Annotated in this window: 18 protein-coding genes; 6 read left to right on the top strand and 12 right to left on the bottom strand. The window is 57.1% G+C overall.

The genetic code is table 11. The features are described 5' to 3' along the window. Positions 1-3: 3 nt before the first annotated feature. Positions 4-177: a hypothetical protein gene (locus tag AC6EI9_RS05355; RefSeq protein ID WP_498469487.1), complete on the bottom strand. Its 174-nt coding sequence runs from the start codon at positions 175-177 to the stop codon at positions 4-6. Here AC6EI9_RS05355 and pepN point away from each other — a divergent pair. Then, the gene (pepN, locus tag AC6EI9_RS05350) at positions 176-2,836 is read left to right on the top strand and encodes an aminopeptidase N (protein WP_498469486.1); all 2,661 of its coding nucleotides are present in this window, start codon (positions 176-178) and stop codon (positions 2,834-2,836) included. The two genes, AC6EI9_RS05355 and pepN, sit on opposite strands and share 2 nt — an antisense overlap. A 438-nt stretch (positions 2,837-3,274) precedes the next feature. Here the strand turns inward: pepN and AC6EI9_RS05345 are convergent, their stop codons facing one another. Both AC6EI9_RS05345 and AC6EI9_RS05340 read right to left on the bottom strand, forming a co-directional pair. Beyond that, positions 3,275-3,787 (bottom strand): hypothetical protein, encoded by a 513-nt coding sequence (locus tag AC6EI9_RS05345; protein WP_498469485.1) that lies wholly within the window; start codon positions 3,785-3,787, stop codon positions 3,275-3,277. A gap of 80 nt (positions 3,788-3,867) precedes the next feature. Beyond that, entirely contained in the window at positions 3,868-4,374 is a 507-nt protein-coding gene (locus AC6EI9_RS05340) for a hypothetical protein (protein ID WP_498469484.1), read from the bottom strand. A 323-nt stretch (positions 4,375-4,697) separates the two neighbouring features. Here AC6EI9_RS05340 and AC6EI9_RS05335 point away from each other — a divergent pair, with 323 nt between their 5' ends. Beyond that, the gene (locus AC6EI9_RS05335; RefSeq protein ID WP_498469483.1) at positions 4,698-5,870 is read left to right on the top strand and encodes an MFS transporter; all 1,173 of its coding nucleotides are present in this window, start codon (positions 4,698-4,700) and stop codon (positions 5,868-5,870) included. Positions 5,871-6,011: 141 nt separating this feature from the next. Here the strand turns inward: AC6EI9_RS05335 and AC6EI9_RS05330 are convergent, their stop codons facing one another. Further along, positions 6,012-7,124 (bottom strand): glycoside hydrolase family 10-like protein, encoded by a 1,113-nt coding sequence (locus tag AC6EI9_RS05330; RefSeq protein ID WP_498469925.1) that lies wholly within the window; start codon positions 7,122-7,124, stop codon positions 6,012-6,014. A 49-nt stretch (positions 7,125-7,173) separates the two neighbouring features. Then, positions 7,174-8,169 carry a ribose-phosphate pyrophosphokinase gene (locus tag AC6EI9_RS05325; RefSeq protein WP_498469923.1) on the bottom strand — a complete coding sequence of 332 codons (996 nt, stop codon included), beginning with the start codon at positions 8,167-8,169 and terminating at the stop codon, positions 7,174-7,176. Between the two features lie 96 nt (positions 8,170-8,265). On the opposite strand from AC6EI9_RS05325, the gene AC6EI9_RS05320 reads away from it, so the two are divergent. Beyond that, a complete protein-coding gene (locus AC6EI9_RS05320; RefSeq protein WP_498469482.1) occupies positions 8,266-8,796 on the top strand; it encodes a hypothetical protein in 531 nt (176 codons plus the stop codon). Here AC6EI9_RS05320 and AC6EI9_RS05315 read toward each other — a convergent pair. Then, a complete protein-coding gene (locus AC6EI9_RS05315) occupies positions 8,735-9,730 on the bottom strand; it encodes an LCP family protein (protein WP_498469481.1) in 996 nt (331 codons plus the stop codon). The genes AC6EI9_RS05320 and AC6EI9_RS05315 overlap by 62 nt on opposite strands. A gap of 77 nt (positions 9,731-9,807) precedes the next feature. Here AC6EI9_RS05315 and AC6EI9_RS05310 point away from each other — a divergent pair, with 77 nt between their 5' ends. Further along, positions 9,808-10,836 carry an NAD(P)-dependent oxidoreductase gene (locus AC6EI9_RS05310; RefSeq protein WP_498469922.1) on the top strand — a complete coding sequence of 343 codons (1,029 nt, stop codon included), beginning with the start codon at positions 9,808-9,810 and terminating at the stop codon, positions 10,834-10,836. Between the two features lie 48 nt (positions 10,837-10,884). Then, on the top strand, positions 10,885-12,399 hold the full coding sequence (gene malQ, locus AC6EI9_RS05305; protein WP_498469480.1) for a 4-alpha-glucanotransferase: 1,515 nt from the start codon (positions 10,885-10,887) through the stop codon (positions 12,397-12,399). Here the strand turns inward: malQ and AC6EI9_RS05300 are convergent. The 4 genes from AC6EI9_RS05300 to AC6EI9_RS05285 all read right to left on the bottom strand — a co-directional run bounded on the left by AC6EI9_RS05300 (position 12,363) and on the right by AC6EI9_RS05285 (position 15,894). Beyond that, positions 12,363-13,244, bottom strand: a complete 882-nt coding sequence (locus AC6EI9_RS05300; RefSeq protein ID WP_498469479.1) for a helix-turn-helix domain-containing protein — start codon at positions 13,242-13,244, stop codon at positions 12,363-12,365. The genes malQ and AC6EI9_RS05300 overlap by 37 nt on opposite strands. After that, positions 13,234-13,938 carry a pseudouridine synthase gene (locus AC6EI9_RS05295; RefSeq protein ID WP_498469478.1) on the bottom strand — a complete coding sequence of 235 codons (705 nt, stop codon included), beginning with the start codon at positions 13,936-13,938 and terminating at the stop codon, positions 13,234-13,236. The genes AC6EI9_RS05300 and AC6EI9_RS05295 overlap by 11 nt, the downstream gene beginning before the upstream one ends. A gap of 40 nt (positions 13,939-13,978) precedes the next feature. Beyond that, positions 13,979-15,052 carry a sensor histidine kinase gene (locus AC6EI9_RS05290; RefSeq protein ID WP_498469921.1) on the bottom strand — a complete coding sequence of 358 codons (1,074 nt, stop codon included), beginning with the start codon at positions 15,050-15,052 and terminating at the stop codon, positions 13,979-13,981. Between the two features lie 83 nt (positions 15,053-15,135). Continuing rightward, positions 15,136-15,894 (bottom strand): response regulator transcription factor, encoded by a 759-nt coding sequence (locus AC6EI9_RS05285; RefSeq protein ID WP_498469477.1) that lies wholly within the window; start codon positions 15,892-15,894, stop codon positions 15,136-15,138. 115 nt (positions 15,895-16,009) lie between these two features. Between AC6EI9_RS05285 and AC6EI9_RS05280 the strand changes: the two genes are divergently transcribed. Next, positions 16,010-16,975 (top strand): RpoD/SigA family RNA polymerase sigma factor, encoded by a 966-nt coding sequence (locus AC6EI9_RS05280; protein ID WP_498469476.1) that lies wholly within the window; start codon positions 16,010-16,012, stop codon positions 16,973-16,975. Positions 16,976-16,999: 24 nt separating this feature from the next. Here AC6EI9_RS05280 and AC6EI9_RS05275 read toward each other — a convergent pair whose 3' ends face one another. Both AC6EI9_RS05275 and AC6EI9_RS05270 read right to left on the bottom strand, forming a co-directional pair. Continuing rightward, positions 17,000-17,479 (bottom strand): hypothetical protein, encoded by a 480-nt coding sequence (locus AC6EI9_RS05275; protein ID WP_498469475.1) that lies wholly within the window; start codon positions 17,477-17,479, stop codon positions 17,000-17,002. A 72-nt stretch (positions 17,480-17,551) separates the two neighbouring features. After that, the gene (locus tag AC6EI9_RS05270; protein ID WP_498469474.1) at positions 17,552-19,210 is read right to left on the bottom strand and encodes an ABC1 kinase family protein; all 1,659 of its coding nucleotides are present in this window, start codon (positions 19,208-19,210) and stop codon (positions 17,552-17,554) included. Positions 19,211-19,394: the final 184 nt, after the last annotated feature.

Genomic DNA, 19,394 nt, shown 5'->3' with positions numbered 1-19,394 from the left:
CACTCAGAACATCGCTGGTGTAACCCATTTGTTGATGCCAGCACTTTCTGATTCGTTCTGGGTGCTTCTTGTTTGAGATTTGATTTCGAAACTTGGGCTCTCGTTAACTGGTGAGGTTTTCCCTCCCGCCACCTGTTGATCGGGAGAGCCAGGATTTAACAAGAGTGAGCTGTTCATGGTTTCCACCGCGTCCTCTGAGTCGACCGTCAGTTGGGCTGGCGTTGCACCGCCCAAGCGTTTGTCCGACTACCGGCCTTTCCCATTCGCCATTCCCAGGATTGAGCTGAATGTGGTGGTGCATCAGCCTGATTCGGTTTTGGTCACGGCTGATCTGCATCTTGAGCCTTCTGATGCGAAGACAGCCACCCCACTGGTCTTGCGTGGAGTTGATCTTGAGCTGATTTCGATTTCCATCGACGGACATCCGCTGGAGTCGAGCTCCTATCGCTTGAATGATGAACAGCTTGAAATCCCCTCACCTCCGACTCAGCCGTTCACGTTGACGACTGTCAGTCGTCTTGATCCCCAGGCCAACACCTCGCTTGAAGGCTTGTACGAAAGCGGGGGAATGCTGACAACGCAATGTGAGGCTGAAGGCTTCCGTCGCATCACCTTCCATCCAGATCGTCCAGACGTGTTGAGCCGCTATCGGGTTCGGATCGAGGCGGATCGCGCACGGTTCCCTGTGCTGCTCTCCAATGGAAACGAAATCAGCGCTTCGGCTCTCAAAGACGATGCCTCTCGGCACGAGGTTGTCTGGGAAGATCCCTTCCCCAAGCCCTCTTACCTGTTTGCTCTCGTTGCAGGTGACCTGCGCGAGATCAGGGATCAATACGCCACGGCTTCCGGACGGGACGTCACGCTGCGTCTGCATGTTGAAGCAGGTGATGAGCCCTTCACAGCCCATGCCATGGCGTCGTTGAAGCGTTCCATGGAATGGGATGAGTCTGTTTATGGTCTCGAATACGACCTTGATGAGTTCAATACCGTCGCGGTGCGTCATTTCAATATGGGCGCAATGGAGAACAAAAGTCTGAATATTTTCAATTCCAAGCTGGTTCTTGCTGACGCAGAATCCGCAACTGATGGGGAACTAGAGCGGATTGAAAGTGTTGTTGGACATGAGTATTTTCACAATTGGTCTGGTAATCGAATCACCTGTCGTGATTGGTTCCAGCTGTCGCTGAAAGAAGGTCTCACAGTGTTTCGTGACCAGTGCTTTACCGCTGATCTGCATTCAGAACCTTTGAAGCGGATTGAAGATGCAGCGATGCTTCGCAATACGCAGTTTCGAGAGGATGCAGGTCCAACAGCCCATCCGGTCAAGCCGGACTCCTATCAGGCCATTGATAATTTCTACACAACCACGATTTACGAGAAAGGGGCGGAACTGATTCGCATGTTGCGGACTCTGCTCGGGCCTGAGCGTTTCATGCGAGGTATGAGCTTGTATTTCCAGCGCCATGACGGAGAAGCCGCCACAACAGAGGATTTTGTCAACGCGATCGCGGATGGCGCGGGAGCAGACGGTCAGCCTCTCGGATTCGATGTTGAGCAATTTCGGCTCTGGTACCACCAGGCGGGAACGCCTCATGTCACGGTGAAATCTCACTGGGATGGCGAAGCCGGACGTCTGAGCCTGACGTTGCATCAGTCCACGGCTCCAACGCCAGGTCAGGACAGGAAGCAAGCATTGGTGATTCCTGTTCTTTGGTCTGTCTTGCAGGCCAATGGAGGTGCCGGAGAAGAACGGCTGTTGGTGCTTGATCAGGAGACACAGACCGTTGTCCTGGAGGGATTGTCCCCTGCTGCACAGCCTCCGGTTGTCTCGTTATTCCGACGTTTTTCAGCTCCGGTGACCTGGGCTTCCGGCCAGACCCTCGACGATCTGTTTGACCTGTTTGCCGGTGATAACGACGCCTTTGCCCGCTGGGATGCTGGCCAACAGCTGTGGAAGCGGCTGATTCTTCCCCGTGCGGCAGGCACTCCTGAGTCAGAACTGGAGTCACGGATGCTGGATGCCCTTGGCCAGCTCCTCGCTGGTGACGGCGAACAGGACCCTGCCGTACTGGCCACTCTGCTGGCTTTTCCTGGTCCTGCCGAGCTTGAGTCACTGCAAGTGGAAGCAGACCCTCCTGCTCTGGAGAGAGCCGCTTGTGAACTGAGACAGCTGCTCGGATCCCAGCTCGCACCCTTGCTGAGGTCCAGGCTCGATGGCGTTGCGTCCAGCCTCGACCAAGCCTGGCCTGCTGGCCAGGGTGAGCGCCAGCTCACGGGTCTGATCTGGAGCTGGTTGGCTGCTGCCGGTGATTCAGTGGCGCGCTCCGATGCCGCGCAGGCAGTCCAAGGTCCCTCGATGACATTGGCGCGTGCAGGCCTGCGGGCATTGCAGCCGATTGACTGTGATGAGCGTGATCAGGCTCTGCGATCGTTTCACGATCGCTGGCAGGAGCGTCCGGTGATTTTCGACACCTGGTTTTCGCTTGAAGCTTCAACGCCTCGCGCGGATGCTCTTGAGAGGGTTGCGGCTTTGTTGGAACACCCCCGTTATGACCCGATGGCCCCTAATTCAGTGCGTGCTGTGCTGGGTGGGCTTGTGGGTAATCCACGTGTCTTCCATGCGCTTGATGGCAGTGGATATCAGTTCATGGCTGAACAGATCATCGCGGTGGATCAGCGCAATGCCATCACAGCATCGCGGCTCGCCAAGGTGTTTAGTCGTTGGCGCACCTATGGCAGCGAACGTCAGGCTGCCGTGAAGCGGGCATTGTCGACACTGGCTGCGGCGGATCTCTCCACAAACACCCGTGAAGTGGTGACGCTGATGGAAGCCTGACCCTGTTTTCATCTGTTGGGCTTGATCAGGTGGGTAGTCGGCCGGGTCAGTTCAATTCAAGCTTATGTTCGACGTGGAACGTTAAGGAGTTTTGAACGTTTGGGTGGTTTTTGGCGCTCCTCATCACGGCTGCGTTACGCCCTGTGAAACTCAATTGACTCGGTAATGACGCTCTCTAGGTTGCGTTGACTTGCAAAGGAGGCATGAGCAGCGAAGTTCTGGAGGATCTCCTTAAAAAAGACATCCATGAAGACACCTGGGAATGGTGGAAAGCTCAACTCTATTTTTTAAGGGAAGATAAAGACTTTCACGAAGCGGAAGCCGTCTTCAAGGAGTTCAGTATGTATAGAAGCAGCACTAGCGGACTCGATTCTTAGTGTCAATCAGAGTCGAATCGCGCTGGTTTTGTTGACGAGCAATCTTGTTTGTTCGAGGTCATCAATTCAGCAGAGACCTGATATCACTTTCAAACGTGAGAATGCTGTGACTCTGACCCTCCTGCCCTGGTAGCAGTGCAATCGCGCTGATGGCCTTGGGGAACGCCGCCTGACTTCTGGCGACAAATGATGAGAGGTCATCAGCAGACCAAAGGCCTTTAATTCCGGATCGACGTTCTTCAATCAGTCGTTCGTAAGCCTCGTTAAAGCGTTTGGCGCGTTCCTCATCGCCATCCAGCATCTCGGCGAAGGCCACCTCGGGACTCTTCTCCGTGGCGATCCGAAGCCATTCTTTGACCTCTGGATGATCGATTGCGGCTGATGTCGGCACCAGGTTGCCAATGCTCCCCACTCCGATCACCACTGCTTTGATCTCATCCGTACGACCATCGAGAACGACGCAAGGACAGGAGAAATCCCATACGCTCACGGCGCTGACTTTGATGGCTGCTTCCACGAACGTCTCCCGGCACTCAGACACCAAGACGTCCAGACGGGCTCGATTTGATGACATGTGCGCTCTTGGTTTGACCCCAGTCAGACGTAGCTGCCAATTCTCTCGAACGATCATTCAGCGTTGTGGATCAGCTGGATTCAGGAGAGCCAGCTGGAATCCACTGAAAACGTGAGAACGCCGTGATCATCTGTCTCGTTCCCCTCGGTGATGGCGACGCAGGCAATTTCGCCTTGATCGAAACACTGCTTGGATTTGAGGGCGAATTTGGCAGCCTCGGAATACGACCAAACAGCGAGTCCATGACGATGGCGTTCATCGGCATATCGATCCCAGAGCATGGAGAAGTGTTCTGCTTCCGGACCATGCATGAATTCATCAAGGGCTTCGTCAGCGCCCACCTCCTTGTAACGAGCCAGAAATGATCGCAGCAGTGGATTGTCGATCACATTGCTTGTGGTGATGGTTCCAGTGAGACCTCGCACCGAAGTTTTCAGAACGCGCTTGGGATGCTCTCTGGCATCAATGACAATCACAGGGCATTGCAGATCCCAGCTGGCTCGATTACGCAGTTCCCGCGCAGCATCCGACATCTCCTCGCGAAGCTCGCTGATGAGCTTTCGAACAATGAGGGTCGGATCCTTCATGGTCTGAATTTAAAGCTTGTACTGGCCAGAAGAACAGTTGGGGCGTGTCTTCAACTCATCCCACTCCTGAAGCTGGGTAGTTCAGATTGGTTGAAAAATAATGGACGGCTGACCAGAACAGAATCAGTTTTCATGATTCATCGATTCAGTCTTTTCAGGTCAGGTTTGTCAGCGACAATGACATCCAAGCTGTGTTGACTCTGGTTGACTCAGTACAGGAAGGGGCAAGTTTCGATGAGGTGTAATGTCCGACGTCACTTAAGAGCATCAAGCTCTGTCAGTGATGGCTGGCAGAGCTTGGTGGCATTGAACGGCTCTGGGCGATGACCAATCAGCCAGTGAAACGCTCCCAAACGCTGCGACTGGTGTTTTTCACCCTGGTCAACGACCGGGTGGCACGCACTCTGATCCTTTGCATCCTCCCTTTCATCGTCGTTCGCTTCCACCTCTCGGGGCTGATGCTTGGTCTGGTCATGGCGAGCATCACCTTGACCTCTGCAGTTGCGGCCCCCATCGCTGGAAGGTTGAGCGATCGTTGTGGTCGTCGACCGATTCTGCTCGGTTGCCTTGGCATCAGCACCGTAGGCATGTCCATTTTTGGCGTTGCATCAACCGTTCCTGCCTTGTTCTTCGGGCGTTTGGTTGATGGCCTCGGCGGTGGCAGTGAAGCGACTTCGGAGGCTGTGATGGCAGATATCACTCCTCGCAAAGATCAGACGAAAACGTTCGGCTTGGTGGCGATGGCCAGCGCGGTTGGCCTGATTGTTGGCCCTGGTCTGGGAGGTCTCTTTGCCACTCTCAATGTGCGCCTGCCTGTCTGGATCGCAAGCTTTATGTTGTTAATGAATGTGATTTTGATCGCTGCTGGATTTCAGGAAACCAGGCGTTCTGATTCGCCCAAACAATCATTAGCTCAGCCAAATCGCTCCTGGCCAAAACTTGTCGGTCTTGCTTATACCTGTCTGATGATGGCTGGTTATGGCGGGCTCTATGCAGCAAGTCTGATGTTGCACGATATTCATCAAGTGACTGTGAGTACTGCTGGGTTTGTCTTCAGTGTTGCGGGAGTCCTCAGCGTGCTTCAGCAGTGGCTGATTCTTCCTCGTTTAAGTCGCGTTTTAAGCGATCATGGAATTTTTCGAATCGGTTGCTGTTTAATGATTGCTGGGGCTGCGGTGATCTGGGCAGTTCAAATTCCATTGAACTTTATCAATACTGTGGTGGGTGTGAGCTTGATGTCGATGGGCTTTGCACTGATTTCCGCTTCGGTCTGCTCCTTGTTTGTCCGTGGTTCCTCCACCGGCCAGTCCATGGGCACACTTCAGTTGTTAAAGAACATCGGTATTGGAATCGGCCCTCCTCTGTTGGGTTATGCTTTCGATGTTGCGCTTCAAGGTGCATTCTTGATGGTCTTGCTTCTCGCTCTGGTCGGGCTCGTGTTGGCTTTCATTGCACCAAAACAGAATCAGATCATCACACTTGCGAGCACTTCGTGAATTCTTTAATCTAGCAAGTAATCGTGAATTTCTTGATGATTTTAATTTCAAGTTGTTGAATAAGTCATCACTTCGTCATTTGCTCCGTCATTTGCTCCGTCATTCACTGCGGCGGCCCTGCTGTTGATTTCCAATTCACGCTTACTGGTTTTGAGAACCCATTTCCTGCAGAGCTTTGCGTCGATAGATCGATCCTTCTTTGCCGCTATGGACTCCCCATAACCCTTCCCAGTAGAAGTAAATCACTCCATAACCCTGTTCATTGCTGAGTCGTTTTTTTTCTGCGAGCACAGGGATGGGTGTAGTCCTTTTCCCGAAACCGGCAAGAACACCGATCTGTACCGGCAATCCCCACTGACGCGCTTTACGTAAAGCAGGTTGATTGAGATCCTTGGCAAAACCCTTGAGTGAATAGGCGTAGTTCTGCACGACAAGATCATCAATCAGTTCTCCGACTGCCCAGAGTTCCCAGTCCTGCAACCAGTGGTTGTAAGCGAATCGAAAAGGTCCGGGCGAAAGGCTGATTTTTTGAGGCAGAGATTCTTTCTCCAAGCGTTCTCTCAGTGCCCTCAACAGGCCTGTCAACTGACGACGCCTCCAGGTCATCCAGTAGCGATTGGTGTGATCCTTCGGCGGTGGTGCACCGGTCTGCGTTTCGTATAGCGCAGAGGTGTAAGGGTCGTATCCCAGTTTCACTGGCCAAGCGAAGTGGTCATCGAGCTGCAGGCCATCCATGCGGCAGCGTTTCATCACCTCCACCACCAGGCCGATGAAACGTTCGCGGACCTGGGGATGCGCAGGGTTGAGCCAAACCATGTTCTTGCCATGCATGGTCATGACGGTGCTGCCGTCTGCACGAGCTAAAACCCACTCAGGCTGCTGACGCACGATCTCCGCATCAGCGGGCTCCATCAGTCCATATTCAAACCATGGGATGACTTTCATCCCGCGTTGACGAGCCTGTTGCGTCAGGGTGCAGATGGGATCGAGCTGGAGCCCGGCTTTCTTCAACGCCGGTTCAACCGGCGCGAAACGACTGCGATGAAAGGTTGTGCCACGACTCCACACATTGGGATAGATGGCATTGAAGCCTGCCGCTTTCAGCTCATCCATGGCCTGGACGAGCTGTTGACGGTCGTAGTAAAGACGACTTGGACTGTTGGTCAGCCACACCCCCAGCGTGCGTTTGGGCTGAACGGAGGGCAGCTGTGCCGATGCCGGAGCTGCAGCGCAGAGGCTCAGAACTCCAGCCATCACCCCTGCGGTCGTCCGGCGGAGCTGCTGCTGAGTTCTGGTCACGGAACTAGCGGAACATCGAGCTGACGGAGCTCTCTTCATGAATCCGCCAGATCGCTTCACCCAGCATGTTGGCGACCGAGAGCACCTGCAGCTGCGGGAACACGCGGTCTGAAGGGATGGGAATCGAGTTGGTGACTACCACCTGCTCAAACAGACCCTCGGCAGAGAGACGCTCTGCCGCAGGTGGTGAAAACACAGGATGCGTAGCGCAGGCGATCACCCGACGCGCCCCCTTGTCTCGCAGCAGACGCGCACCGGCGCAGATGGTGCCGCCGGTGTCGATCATGTCGTCGATCAGGATGGCGGTCTTGTTCTGCACATCGCCAATCACGGTGAGGCTCTCGGCCATGTTGTGACCTGTGCGCCGTTTATCGATGATGGCCAGAGGCGCATCATTCATCTGTTTGGCAAAGGCTCTGGCGCGTGCGACACCGCCCACGTCGGGAGAGACCACCACCACCTCGCCCAGGTCTTGATCCGAAAGGTAGTCGACCAGAACGGGAGAGCCGTAGATGTGATCGCAGGGAATGTCGAAGTAGCCCTGAATCTGTGCGGAATGGAGATCCATCGCCAGCACTCGATCAACACCGGAGGTCACCAGCAGATTGGCGGTCAGCTTCGCGGTGATCGACTCACGGCCTGCTGTTTTGCGGTCAGCTCTGGCATAGCCGTAGTACGGCACGACAGCGGTTACCTGACGGGCGGAGGCGCGTCGGCAGGCATCCACCATGATCAGCAGCTCCATCAGGTGATCATTCACTGGAGCACAAGTGGGCTGGATCAGGAAAACATCGCAGCCACGGATGGATTCCTGAATCTGCACATAGAGCTCGCCGTCAGCGAAGCGTTTGCAGACTCTTGGGCCATCCGGTACGCCCAGATAGGCGGCAATTTCGCGCGACAGGGCAGGGTTGGACGTCCCAGTGAAAAGCCGCAGACGCCGCGTGTCGTGCTGGATCTTCTCCTGTTCGGCGCGGGCTGCAGTCAGGAATCCGGTCACGATGCCCGCGAACGAGAAACTGGTTGTCCGATCGTAAAGGTGCACGGTCCCGTTCACTCTGGGCGTTTCCTGAATCGCTCCTCTTAACGTGCCGGGATGTCCCAAAACCTCCTGGTTGTTATCGGCGCAGGTTCTCTGCCTGAACTGCAGATGTCCGCAGCCTGCCGCTCTCTTGCAGACGAGTTCGGCGCTGTTCTGCTGGAAGAAGGTTGCGGCCTGGCTCCGAACCCACTGCTCAAAGAACTCACTTCAGAGATCAGTGCTTCCAAGGCGTTGACCTTGTTGAGGTTGAGCGGTGATGCCGGCGTTGATGAAAGCGGGGAGGGCAGCTGGTTGGAAGCTCTTGCAGCCTGGCGAATCCCCGTGCTGATGCTGGCTCAGCCGAGACCTGATGGTCGCTTTGCTGGGATCGTCCCAGCGTCTGTGGCTTTCGCTCGAGCGCTCAACCTCTCCCTGCTGGGACTGGTGCAACTTGGCGGCGAATGGGATATTCCTCTACGGCGCACCGATGGTCTTCCCTGGTGTGGATGCCTGCAAGGTCCTGATGATGACCCAAGAGGGTTGATCAGTTGTCTGCAGCATCGCCAGGAGGTGCTGGCCAGAGGGGAAGCGGCTGGTTCGGTTTGAGTTCCCGCATCACCTGCTGTCCTGTTCGGGGCGCCAGTTCCAGCTGAGTGATCACCGGAGGCTGATCGCTGCTGAGCGCCGCTGCTGCCAGGCTCATCATCTCCGTGGGCGTGAGATCTGTTTCCATCTGGGAGCTGACTTCGCCAATCACAGAGGGCAGAAGCACGATCGCATTGGGTTGATTCAGCTGCTCGTGAATCCCTTTCAGAAGGCTTTGTTGCCGACTGCGCCGTGCTTGATCATTTTTGGGCTCAGGTCTGAAGCGGGCCAGCTGTTCGGCTTGCTGGCCGTTCAATGTTTGCCGTCCTGCCTGCAGGTTCACGCTGTAGTTCTGGGCCGAGTCCTTGTGCTCATACGACTGATTGAGCGTGACTTCGACTTCACCCAGTCCGTCCACGAGACTGCGAAGAGCTTGGCGGGGCATGACCACGAACCGTTCCGGTTCTCCTTCCTTCAATCCCACCACTTCAGTGACGACATCGGCAGTCAGGGCCACACCGCCAAGCGGATAGGCATCAGCGAGCGACTGGACACTCTTGCGCCCAGGCAGATTCACAGCGAGTTCTGTCGGCAGCTGCAGCACTTGCACAGGGTCGCCGGCGCTGATCTGGACGAGCATCAGACTGTCGGCATTGGCCGGGCCTTTGGGAGCGGCTCTGTTGCTGGAATCGTTGATGCCATCCGCATCAATGCCCACCACCAACACCATGACCGCTCGCTTGGGAAGCGGCCCCAGGCTGGCGGGATCATCTGCGGAAGGCGGTTCCGCTGCCATCGGGTCAGGTTTAGGCCAGATCACCCCGAGCCCTCCAGCGATCAGGCTGGCTCCCGCCAGAGCAGCGGCGATTCTCAGAATGGTTCTGAAGGGATGGCTCCCGAACCATCGCTTCAACCGGCTCGGTGAAGGATCACCTGTCGGTCCCTCGTCCTTCATTGCCCCGAATCCTCCAGAACTGAGCCGCAGTCTCGCCTGGTTCTAAGCGAATAATGGATGGTGTCGACCCCGTGCTCATGCTTCTGAACGACGACTTCCGAGACCGTTCGCCGGACAAGGTGCGTGTTGTGGTCTTTGGTGCGACGGGATATATCGGTCGTTTCGTGGTGAAGGAGCTGATCTCGCGCGGTTACAACGTTGTTGCGTTTGCGCGTGAGCGCAGTGGTGTGGGTGGCCGTCAGAACCAGGACAGCGTGAGGGCTGATTTCCCCGGCGCTGAGGTTCGTTTCGGTGACGTCACGAATGCTGATTCACTCGCTCGTCATGCCTTTGATCAGCCAGTGGATGTGGTGATCAGCTGCCTCGCGTCACGCACTGGCGGTCGCAAGGATTCGTGGGCCATTGACTACGAGGCCACTCTCAACACTTATCAGCAGGGAAAGAAGGCAGGACTCTCGCATTTCGTTCTGTTGTCGGCGATCTGTGTGCAAAAACCTCTGTTGGAATTTCAGAAGGCGAAGCTTGCCCTTGAGGCTGAGCTTCGCGATGGCAGCGATGTCACCTATTCGATTATTCGGCCGACGGCTTTTTTCAAAAGCCTTGGAGCGCAGGTTGAAAGTTGTCGCAAGGGCGCTCCGTACGTGATGTTCGGAGATGGTGAGCTGGCAAGTTGCAAGCCCATCAGTGAGTCTGATCTGGCGTCTTTTCTCAGTGATTGTGTTGTTGATCAAGACAAGATCAATCAAATTTTGCCGATTGGAGGACCCGGAGAGGCACTGAGTGCTCGACAGCAGGGCGAGATGCTCTTCAAGGCTTTAGGCAAAAAACCTTGGATGCTTTCCCTGCCGATTGCATTGATGGATCTTCCTGTTGGTTGTCTTGAATTTTTATCCGGGACGTTCCCCTCGCTTGAGGACGCCGCTGAATTCGGCAAGATCGGCCGCTACTACGCTGGAGAGTCAATGCTTGTCTGGGACGAACAGCGTCAGCACTACGACAGTGCAGCGACGCCCTCCTATGGCAACGACACGTTGGAGCAGTTTTTTGAACGCGTTGTGCGCGACGGGATGGACGGCCAGGACCTTGGTGATGCCGCTCTGTTCTGAGGCCTTGTCATTGGCTTGTCAGTCGTTGGCTTGCCAAGCGGGTCCCGCGTGACCTCTGCTTCTCTGCCGCGTCGTCGCGTCGGTGTTCTGTTGCATCCGACTGCCCTTCCAGGCTCACCGGTCTGCGGGGGGTTGGGGGCTCCTGCCCGCGATTGGCTCAAGGCTCTTGCTCAGCACGGAATCGGCGTGTGGCAGATCTTGCCACTGTCACCACCAGACGGAACGGGGTCTCCCTACAGCTCTCCATCCAGTTTTGCCATCAACCCCTGGCTGCTGGATGCCAAGGATCTCAGCGACCAGGGATTTCTTCAACCTGGTGATTTAGGGGCTCTTCCTGGTGTTGAGGCAGCCGACCCACGACTGGATTTCCGCCTCGCAGACAAGCGTGCTGCTGCTTTGGCCAGGCAACTGCGCCAGCGCTGGAAGCAGCTGCCTCACACTCACCATGCGGACTTTGACCGCTGGCGACGGGATCAGTCCCGCTGGCTTCAAGATCACGTTGCCTTCATGGTGCTGCGTGAACAGAACGAGGGACGTCCCTGGTGGGAGTGGCCTCAAGAGCTGGCCGTTCACGATCAGCCCGCACTGGGGGACTGGCGCAAGGCGCATGGCGATCGTCTTCTGGAGCAGGAGCTCCTTCAGTGGCATCTGAGCCGGCAATGGACGCGGCTGCGCCAGCTTGCCTGTGAACTCGATGTGGAGATTCTCGGGGATCTTCCCTTTTATGTGGCTCGCGACAGCTCTGATGTCTGGAGTCATCGCTCGTTGTTTTCCATTGCTGCGGATGGAAGGCTGCGTGAACAAAGTGGTGTCCCGCCTGATTATTTCTCCGCGACCGGACAGCTCTGGGGCACTCCTGTCTACAGCTGGCCCCGCCATCGCAGCACAGGCTTTCGCTGGTGGAGGGATCGTCTGCGGCGTCAGTGGCAGCTTGCCGATCGACTGAGGCTTGATCATTTCCGTGCGCTGGCGTCCTACTGGTCTGTTCCTGGTGGGGACACCACAGCCATGAACGGCGCCTGGCGACGTTCTCCCGGTCGTGAGTTGCTCAGCTTTCTGCGTCGCGATGCAGGCGGGCGCTTACCTCTGGTGGCCGAAGATCTCGGGGTGATCACTCCGGATGTGGAGCAGCTGCGTGATCGTTTTCATCTGCCTGGAATGAAAGTGATGCAGTTCGCTTTTGATGGCAATCCCCAGAATCCTTACCTGCCGTCCAACGTCCATGGCACGGGATGGGTGGTCTATCCAGGAACCCACGACAACCCCACAAGTCTGGGCTGGTGGCAACGGCTTGATGGCGACTCCCGTGCTCGATTCGCCAGTTGTCTTGATTGTCCGATTGAGGCTCCTGGCTGGCAGCTGCTGGAGCTGGGTCTGGCGACAACCGCGCAGTTGGTGGTTGCACCGCTGCAGGACCTGCTGCACCTGGATGATGTGGCCCGCTTCAATACCCCCGGCACGGTTGGAGGCAATTGGAGCTGGCGCTTACCGGTGTTGGACGATTCGGTTGAAGGCGCACTTCAGGGTTATGGATTGCGCGCTGAAGTCTGGTCCAGGCGATAGATCCCCGGTCGATTCTGCAGCGCCTCCTGCGGGAGACCGTCCCATCGCACATCTCCAGCGGATGGTGCTGGTTGAACGCTGAGCTGAAGAGGTGGCAACAGCTGAAGGGTGAGCGTGCCCGTTGCCCCTTTGAGCGAACTGCGATCGCCCCCTTCACTGCTGAGGGTCAACGTGCTCGGTTGCTTGAGGGTGACTTCAAGCACTCCCGGCAGCGGTTGATCGCCCAGGAGCTCTTCAACGGTGTCAGCCGGTTGCTGTGATCTGAGCTCAGCGAGCGGGCGCAGGCCTTGCAGCAGTGCATCGGAATCCTGCTGAAGATTCAGGGGAACAGGAGTGAAGGATTTGGTGTTGTCGATCGCAAGTTGTCGTTGCTGTTGATTCAGCGCGAGCAAAGACACGCTGATGACAACGATGTACACAAGGCTTCCCTGCCAGGTGGTGAAGATGTCAATGCTTCCAAGCGTGAAGCGTGTCCGCCGCTGATCCTGCGGCAGCTTTTGTTGAAAACAGTCTTCAGGCAGTGCTCCGCTCAGACTGTTGGGCTCGAGCTGGAGGTATTGCTCCAGACGGTGCAGCATCGCCACCAGGTAAGCCGGTTCCGGCAGGCGGTCTGACCAGCCCCGTTCCAGTGCTTCCAGCACCGGTGTGGTGATGCGCACCTCCCGAGACAAATCCCTCAGGCTCAGCCCGCGTTGTTCGCGGTGCTGTCTCAGACGTTGGCCAGCCTCGATCAGCGGGGCCTCTTTGGTCGCTTGATCCGTTGCATTGGCTTCACTCTGGCGCCTTCGACGCCAGCGCCATGGGAAGGAACGTTTCAACAAAGCCATGGCCGGTTTACGCCTCACCTGCCTGAGAGCTGATCAGGCTTCGCCATTCTTGCCTGGATAGCTCGCGCCAGCACCCTTCTTCAGTCGATCCAAGATCCAGTCCAGCGATTGCAACCCGCTGCAGGTCGATCACGGAATGACCGAGCAGCGAGGCAATCCTGCGGATCTGCCGCTTGCGTCCTTCTCGCAGAATCACTTCCAGGGTGCTGTTTCCATGCTTGCTGTGGAGCAGTTTCACGCTGGCAGGGAGGGTTCGAGAGCCATCCAGTTCCATGCCGTGTCGCCATCGTTCCAGCTTCGAGTGATCCGGTGTTCCGGTCACCGTCACCCTGTAGGTCTTGCTGTGGGCATAGCGGGGGTGTGTGAGCTTCAAGGTGAGCTCTCCCTGGTTGCTGAGCAACAAAGCTCCACGGCTGTCGGCATCCAGACGCCCGACGGGATGCAGTCCTTGCCGGAGCTCGGCAGGGATCAGGTCCAGCACGGTCTTGCGACCCTGAGGATCATGGCAGCTGCTGATCACACCGGGAGGTTTGTTGAGCAGCAGCACTCGTTCCGCAGTCAGCTTGGCTAACGGCGTCCCATCCACGCGGATCAGATCCGTTGTGGGATCAGCCTGATCTCCGAGTGCTGCGATCGTTCCGTTGACGTCAACTCGACCCTGACGCAGCAGTTCCTCTGCCTGACGGCGTGAGCAGTGCCCCGCGGCGGACATCAGTTTCTGAAGTCGCTGGCGCATTCAGCTCGGTTTTGTCTTAGTGGTCACCGCGCGGTAGCAACAGTTCAATCGATGTGCCTCCGTCAGGGTGATTACGAGCCTGAATTCGGCCTCCATGGTTCACGGCGATCTGTTGGACGATGGCCAGTCCGAGGCCGCTGCCACTTTGGTGGGAACGGGCCCGGGATGGGTCGCCGCGGTAAAAGCGCTGAAACATGTTGCTGAGATCACTTTCACTCAGCCCCGGGCCATGGTCCCGGATGCAGACCAGCCACCATCCCCCACTGGGGAGGATCTTCACGTCAACGGCGCTCCCCTGAGGTGAAAAGCACAAGGCGTTATCGAGCAAGTTGAGGACGGCTCGATGCAACCGGCGTTGATCTCCAAGGAGTGGTCCTGGCTCTTGGGTGTTGATCGAGAGCCTCACCTCGCGCTGATCTGCAAGCGGACGGATGCTGTTCCAGGCGGCCTCCACCAGCTCTTCAAGATTGACCGGTGAGTACCCCTCCTGCTCATGGGGAAGGATGTTCTCCAGCCTGGAGAGCTCCAGCAAATCCTCCACCAACAATTGCAGACGTCTGAGTTCCTTCTGCAGACGCTCAACAAGAATGGCGTCATCGGCTGAGACTGCCGTGTCCAGTCGATCGCTCACGAGCATCAGGGCCGTGAGTGGTGTTTTCAGTTCATGGGCAACATCGCTCACCCAGCGTTCCTGTTGCTCCTGCTGCGCTTCCAGGGATTGTCTGTTCTGGAGGAGAACCAGCAACCACTCGTCCGAACCGGGCAGCACGATGGCTTCGAGAGGCACTCCTTGCTGTTCCCATTCACAACGTTGCGGCCGTTGTTGATACCGCACACTGACAATCGCCTCGTCAAGCTGAGGCACGCTGAGAACCTCGTCGAGGGCCTGTCCGCGCACGAGCTGATTGCTGGAGAACTGCAGCAACCGTTCCGCTCTTGAGTTGATGAAACCGATGGTGAGATCCGGTGTGAGAACGAGCCATCCCTGGGTGGCTGCATCGATCCAGGCCAGCAGTTGCGCTGTACTCAGCGAGTGCCCGGACAACACCGGCGAGATCTGTGCTGAGTGCCGTCGGGAACCGGCGTGCAGATTGAAGCGGCTGCGCAATGCCCAGCCGCTCACCACACCGACCGTGATGCCAAGGATGAGAGAAGCACCTGAACTCACATCAATCAGCCGAATCGATAACCGAATCCACGCACGGTTCGGATGTGGTCAGGAGAGGAGGGAGTGGTCTCGATCTTTTCTCTCAACCATCGGATATGCACGTCGACGGTTTTGGTGTCTCCGACGAAGTCGATGCCCCAGATTTGTTCCAGCAGTTGATCGCGGCTCCAGACACGCTTCGGGTTGCGCATCAGCAGTTCCAGAATCTTGTATTCCTTGGGGGCAAGGCTGAGATCCTCTCCGTCCCGCGTCACCCGGCATTCCTGGCAGTACAGACAGAGGTTGGCGTGTTCAATGACGTCAACCCTGTCTGTGGATTCGGGGCTGATTCCCTGGGAGCGGCGCAGCAGGGCGCGGCATCGGGCCACCAGCTCCCTGAGCCCGAATGGTTTGACCAGATAGTCATCAGCACCCACCTCGAGGCCGAGGACTCGATCGGTTTCGCTGTCTCTGGCGCTGATGACAAGGATCGGGGTGGTGTTATCGAGTTGCCTGAGCTTGCGGCAGAGCTCGAGTCCACCCATCCCTGGAAGCATCAGATCAAGGACCAGAGCATCAATGCTGTCGGCTTGCGGTCCGGTGAGCATGGCCAAGGCTTCGTTTCCATCCCCGCAGGCGCTCACCTCAAAACCCTCGGCGCTGAGCGCCTCCTTCACGGTTTCTCGGATGGAGGTGTCGTCTTCAACCACCAGAAGGTGAGCAGCGCTGACTCTCTTGGTGCTTTTGTTGTTGGCGGTTTTGCTGCTGGCGGTCGCTGAGGTCACAGGGGACTCCAGGAGTGCCCTCATTCTGACCCTGGGTCTTTTCTGGAGTTTCCTTAGCGAGGAACTCCTGTAAACGATGGTAAATTAAGAAACGGATAGGTTTCGTAATTAGTTGATGTCGCCCTTGGCCCTGCTACCGGATGCGGACCTGGTGCGTTCCTACCTGCGTGACATCGGCCGTGTGCCGCTGCTGAGCCATCAGCAGGAGATCACGCTGGGTCGTCAGGTGCAGGAGCTGATGGAGCTGGAGGCCCAAGAAGCAGAGCTGAGTGATCAGCGTGGCGGCGAGATCGTGCCCCCTGCAGAGCTGGCCAAGGCAGCAGGACTGAGTGCAGCGCAACTGAAGCGCAAGCTGCAGGCGGGTCGCCGCGCCAAGGAGCGGATGGTGGCCGCGAATCTGCGCCTGGTGGTGAGTGTCGCCAAGAAGTACACCAAGCGGAATATGGAACTGCTGGATCTGATCCAGGAGGGAACAATCGGTCTGGTGCGGGGTGTGGAGAAGTTCGACCCGACGCGGGGCTACAAATTCAGCACCTATGCGTACTGGTGGATCCGTCAGGGGATCACGCGCGCGATTGCGGAGAAGAGCCGGACGATCCGGTTGCCGATCCACATCACGGAGATGCTGAACAAGCTGAAGAAAGGTCAGCGTGAACTGAGCCAGGAGCTGGGACGGACACCGTCGGTGACGGAACTGGCGGGCTTTGTGGAGCTGCCGGAAGAGGAGGTGAAGGAACTGATGTGCCGTGCGCGCCAGCCCGTGAGCCTGGAGATGAAGGTGGGCGATGGTGATGACACCGAGCTGCTGGATCTGCTGGCCGGTGATGGTGAACTGCCGAGCGAGCAGGTGGAAGGCGAGTGCTTGAAGGGAGATCTGCGCGATCTGCTGGGTCAGCTGCCTGAATTGCAGGAGCGTGTGCTGCGGATGCGCTACGGGATGGACGGGGAAGATCCGATGAGCCTGACAGCGATTGCTAAAGCGTTGAAAATGAGTCGTGATCGCACTCGCAAGCTCGAACGCGAGGGTCTGGAAATGCTGCGCCGTGGTGATGTTCAGCTCGAGGCTTATGTGCTGGCCTGACACCCTCTGATTGAACGGAGGCGATCAGAAGAATTCGTCAAAGTTGTCGAAGTCAACGGCTTTGAAGTTTCCAGCTTCGACCTGGGTCATCAAGCGCTCAAGTTGAGCCCAGAGTGCACCTCCGGTGAGGATCGAGAGCACGAGTGCGCTGAGATAGGCCGCACCGGAAGCAAAGCCGAAAACCTGGAGTGAGCCCCCGATGAACAAGGTCACGCCGATCAGGATCCCCGTGTAGCTCATCACGGTTTCGATATTGCCGAGGGGAAGCAGTGGCAGCCTGTCTTTCTTCCAACCGTCGAGGCGGTTCTGAACCAGCCTGGAGAAAGTGAGTCCGCAAACCACGCTGATCGCCAATCCCAGCCCTGCCATCGCGTAGGGCGGTTGCTGCAGGTTGGCGTAGTCGAGCAGGATGTCATCCATGCTGAGACCACCGAATGCTTCGGTCAGCAGGTCGATCTGAGCCTGATCGAGCTCGATGGGAGCAGTGTCGGGCGCGATCGACATAAGTCAGGGAAAAGATCGTTGAGATGCCATTATCGCTGCGCAACTGCAGGGATGAAGGGTGTCAAGCCCTAATCAGGCTGCGAGCGGATTCAGGCGTTGCATCACACCCTCGGCGATCTGACGAGGCCCAAAGGTCTTTCGCATCAGTGCAGTGAGCTCTTTCAGATCTGAGAGGTTCAGGCGGTCGTCCTTGATCAGGGTCAGCAGGAGTCGCTGACGCAGGTCTCCACCATCTCGACTCAGCAACAGACGCAGACCCGCCCCGGCCACCGGCAGCAGTTCTCCGCTGCTCTGACCTCCCGAGTAATTGCCGACAACATCGAGGAGACTTTCAAGTCGCTCAACGCGCAGATTTCCCTGCTCGTCAAAGATGACTTCCATCAGCTTCTCTCGCATTTCTCTGGTGTCGCCAGCGAGCAGTCTCTTGGCCACATAGGGGTAGGCCACCGCAATGATCCGGAACTCGGGGTCAAGTCTGAGAGCCAGGCCCTCCTGGCTCACCACGGCTCGGATGATCAGAGCGAAGCGTGCAGGCACCCGGAAGGGGTAGTCGTACATCAATTCCGAGAAACGATCGGTGATCGCCTTGAAGTTGAACGAACCGACGGAATCTCCAAGACTTCCTCCCAGGGCATCTTCCAGGGCCGGAATGATCGGTGTCAGATCAGCATTGGGCGCAAGGAATCCGAGTTCCTGGAAATCTCTGGCAACCGCCTCGAAATCACGGTTGATCAGATGCACCACAGCTCCTGTGAGCGTCAGTCGATCCTGATCACTGATGGAGTCCATCATCCCGAAGTCCACGTAAGCCACGTGTCCGAGATCGCCGCTGCGCCCAGGAAGTGCAAAGAGGTTGCCCGGGTGGGGATCGGCATGGAAGTAACCGAACTCCAGGAGTTGCTGGAGTCCGCTGATCACTCCTGTGCGGATCAGAGCCGCGGGATCAAGGCGCTGGGACTTGAGCTCCTGTGAATCACGAAGCTTGCTGCCTTGAATCCAGCTGGTTGTCAGAACGCGACGGCTTGAGAGCTCTTCGTCGACATCGGGAATGGTGACCGCGTCATTGTCAGCGAACAATCGTGAGAAATGCCGGGCGTTGTCTGCCTCGCAGCAGTAATCGATTTCTTCGAACAGACTTCGACCGAACTCATCGATGATTTCTCCGAGTCCAAAGCCAAGATTCAGTGGCAGAAAGGGAGCGGCCAGAATTCCGAGACTGCGGATCAGCACCATGTCCCGCCGCAGGATGAAGGTCAGATTGGGTCTCTGAACTTTGACTGCAACCCATCGTTGAGTCCCGACCCGGGCCTTGTAGACCTGCCCAAGACTTGCTGCTGCAACCGGTGTTTCAGGAAATTCCTCGAACAACTGATCCACTGGAGCGCCCAGTTCCGTTTCGATCGTGTTCAGAGCGATCGCATGGTCGAAGGAAGGCAGATCGTCTTGAAGTCGTGTCAGCTCGTCAAGCCAGTCGCGACGGATCAAATCCGGTCGTGTCGACAGGGCCTGTCCGACCTTGATGAAACAGGGCCCGAGGTTGGTCAGGGTGCGCAGCAGGGTGCGAGCCAGATCGCGCTGAACACGAGGGTCGCTGCTGCCGCCCCTCAGCAGCAAGCTCAAGACCAGTCCCAGCAGAGCCCAGAAGATCTGGATCAGGCGCGGGATGCCTATCCATGGGCGCAACAGGAGCCATCGGACATCTCGGCCCGGGTTGTAGCGAAGCGAATCCACGCCCAGCAGTGCTAGGGAGTGTGGATCCTAGAGAGTCCGAAAGGTTTCACGATGCCTCTCTGTTGCAGAGATCTGACCGATCAACGTCGATCAGTCCCGACCAGCAGCTGCAGCGGTTGCCATGCTGCATCGGGAAAGTCCATCTGAAATCACCGGGCCGGTGATGCCGCGCTCTCTCGTCTAT

The sequence above is a fragment of the Synechococcus sp. MIT2312 genome (assembly GCF_059772315.1).
Note: the sequence above shows the minus strand (reverse complement) of the source record. Positions and strands in the feature narration are given on the sequence as shown.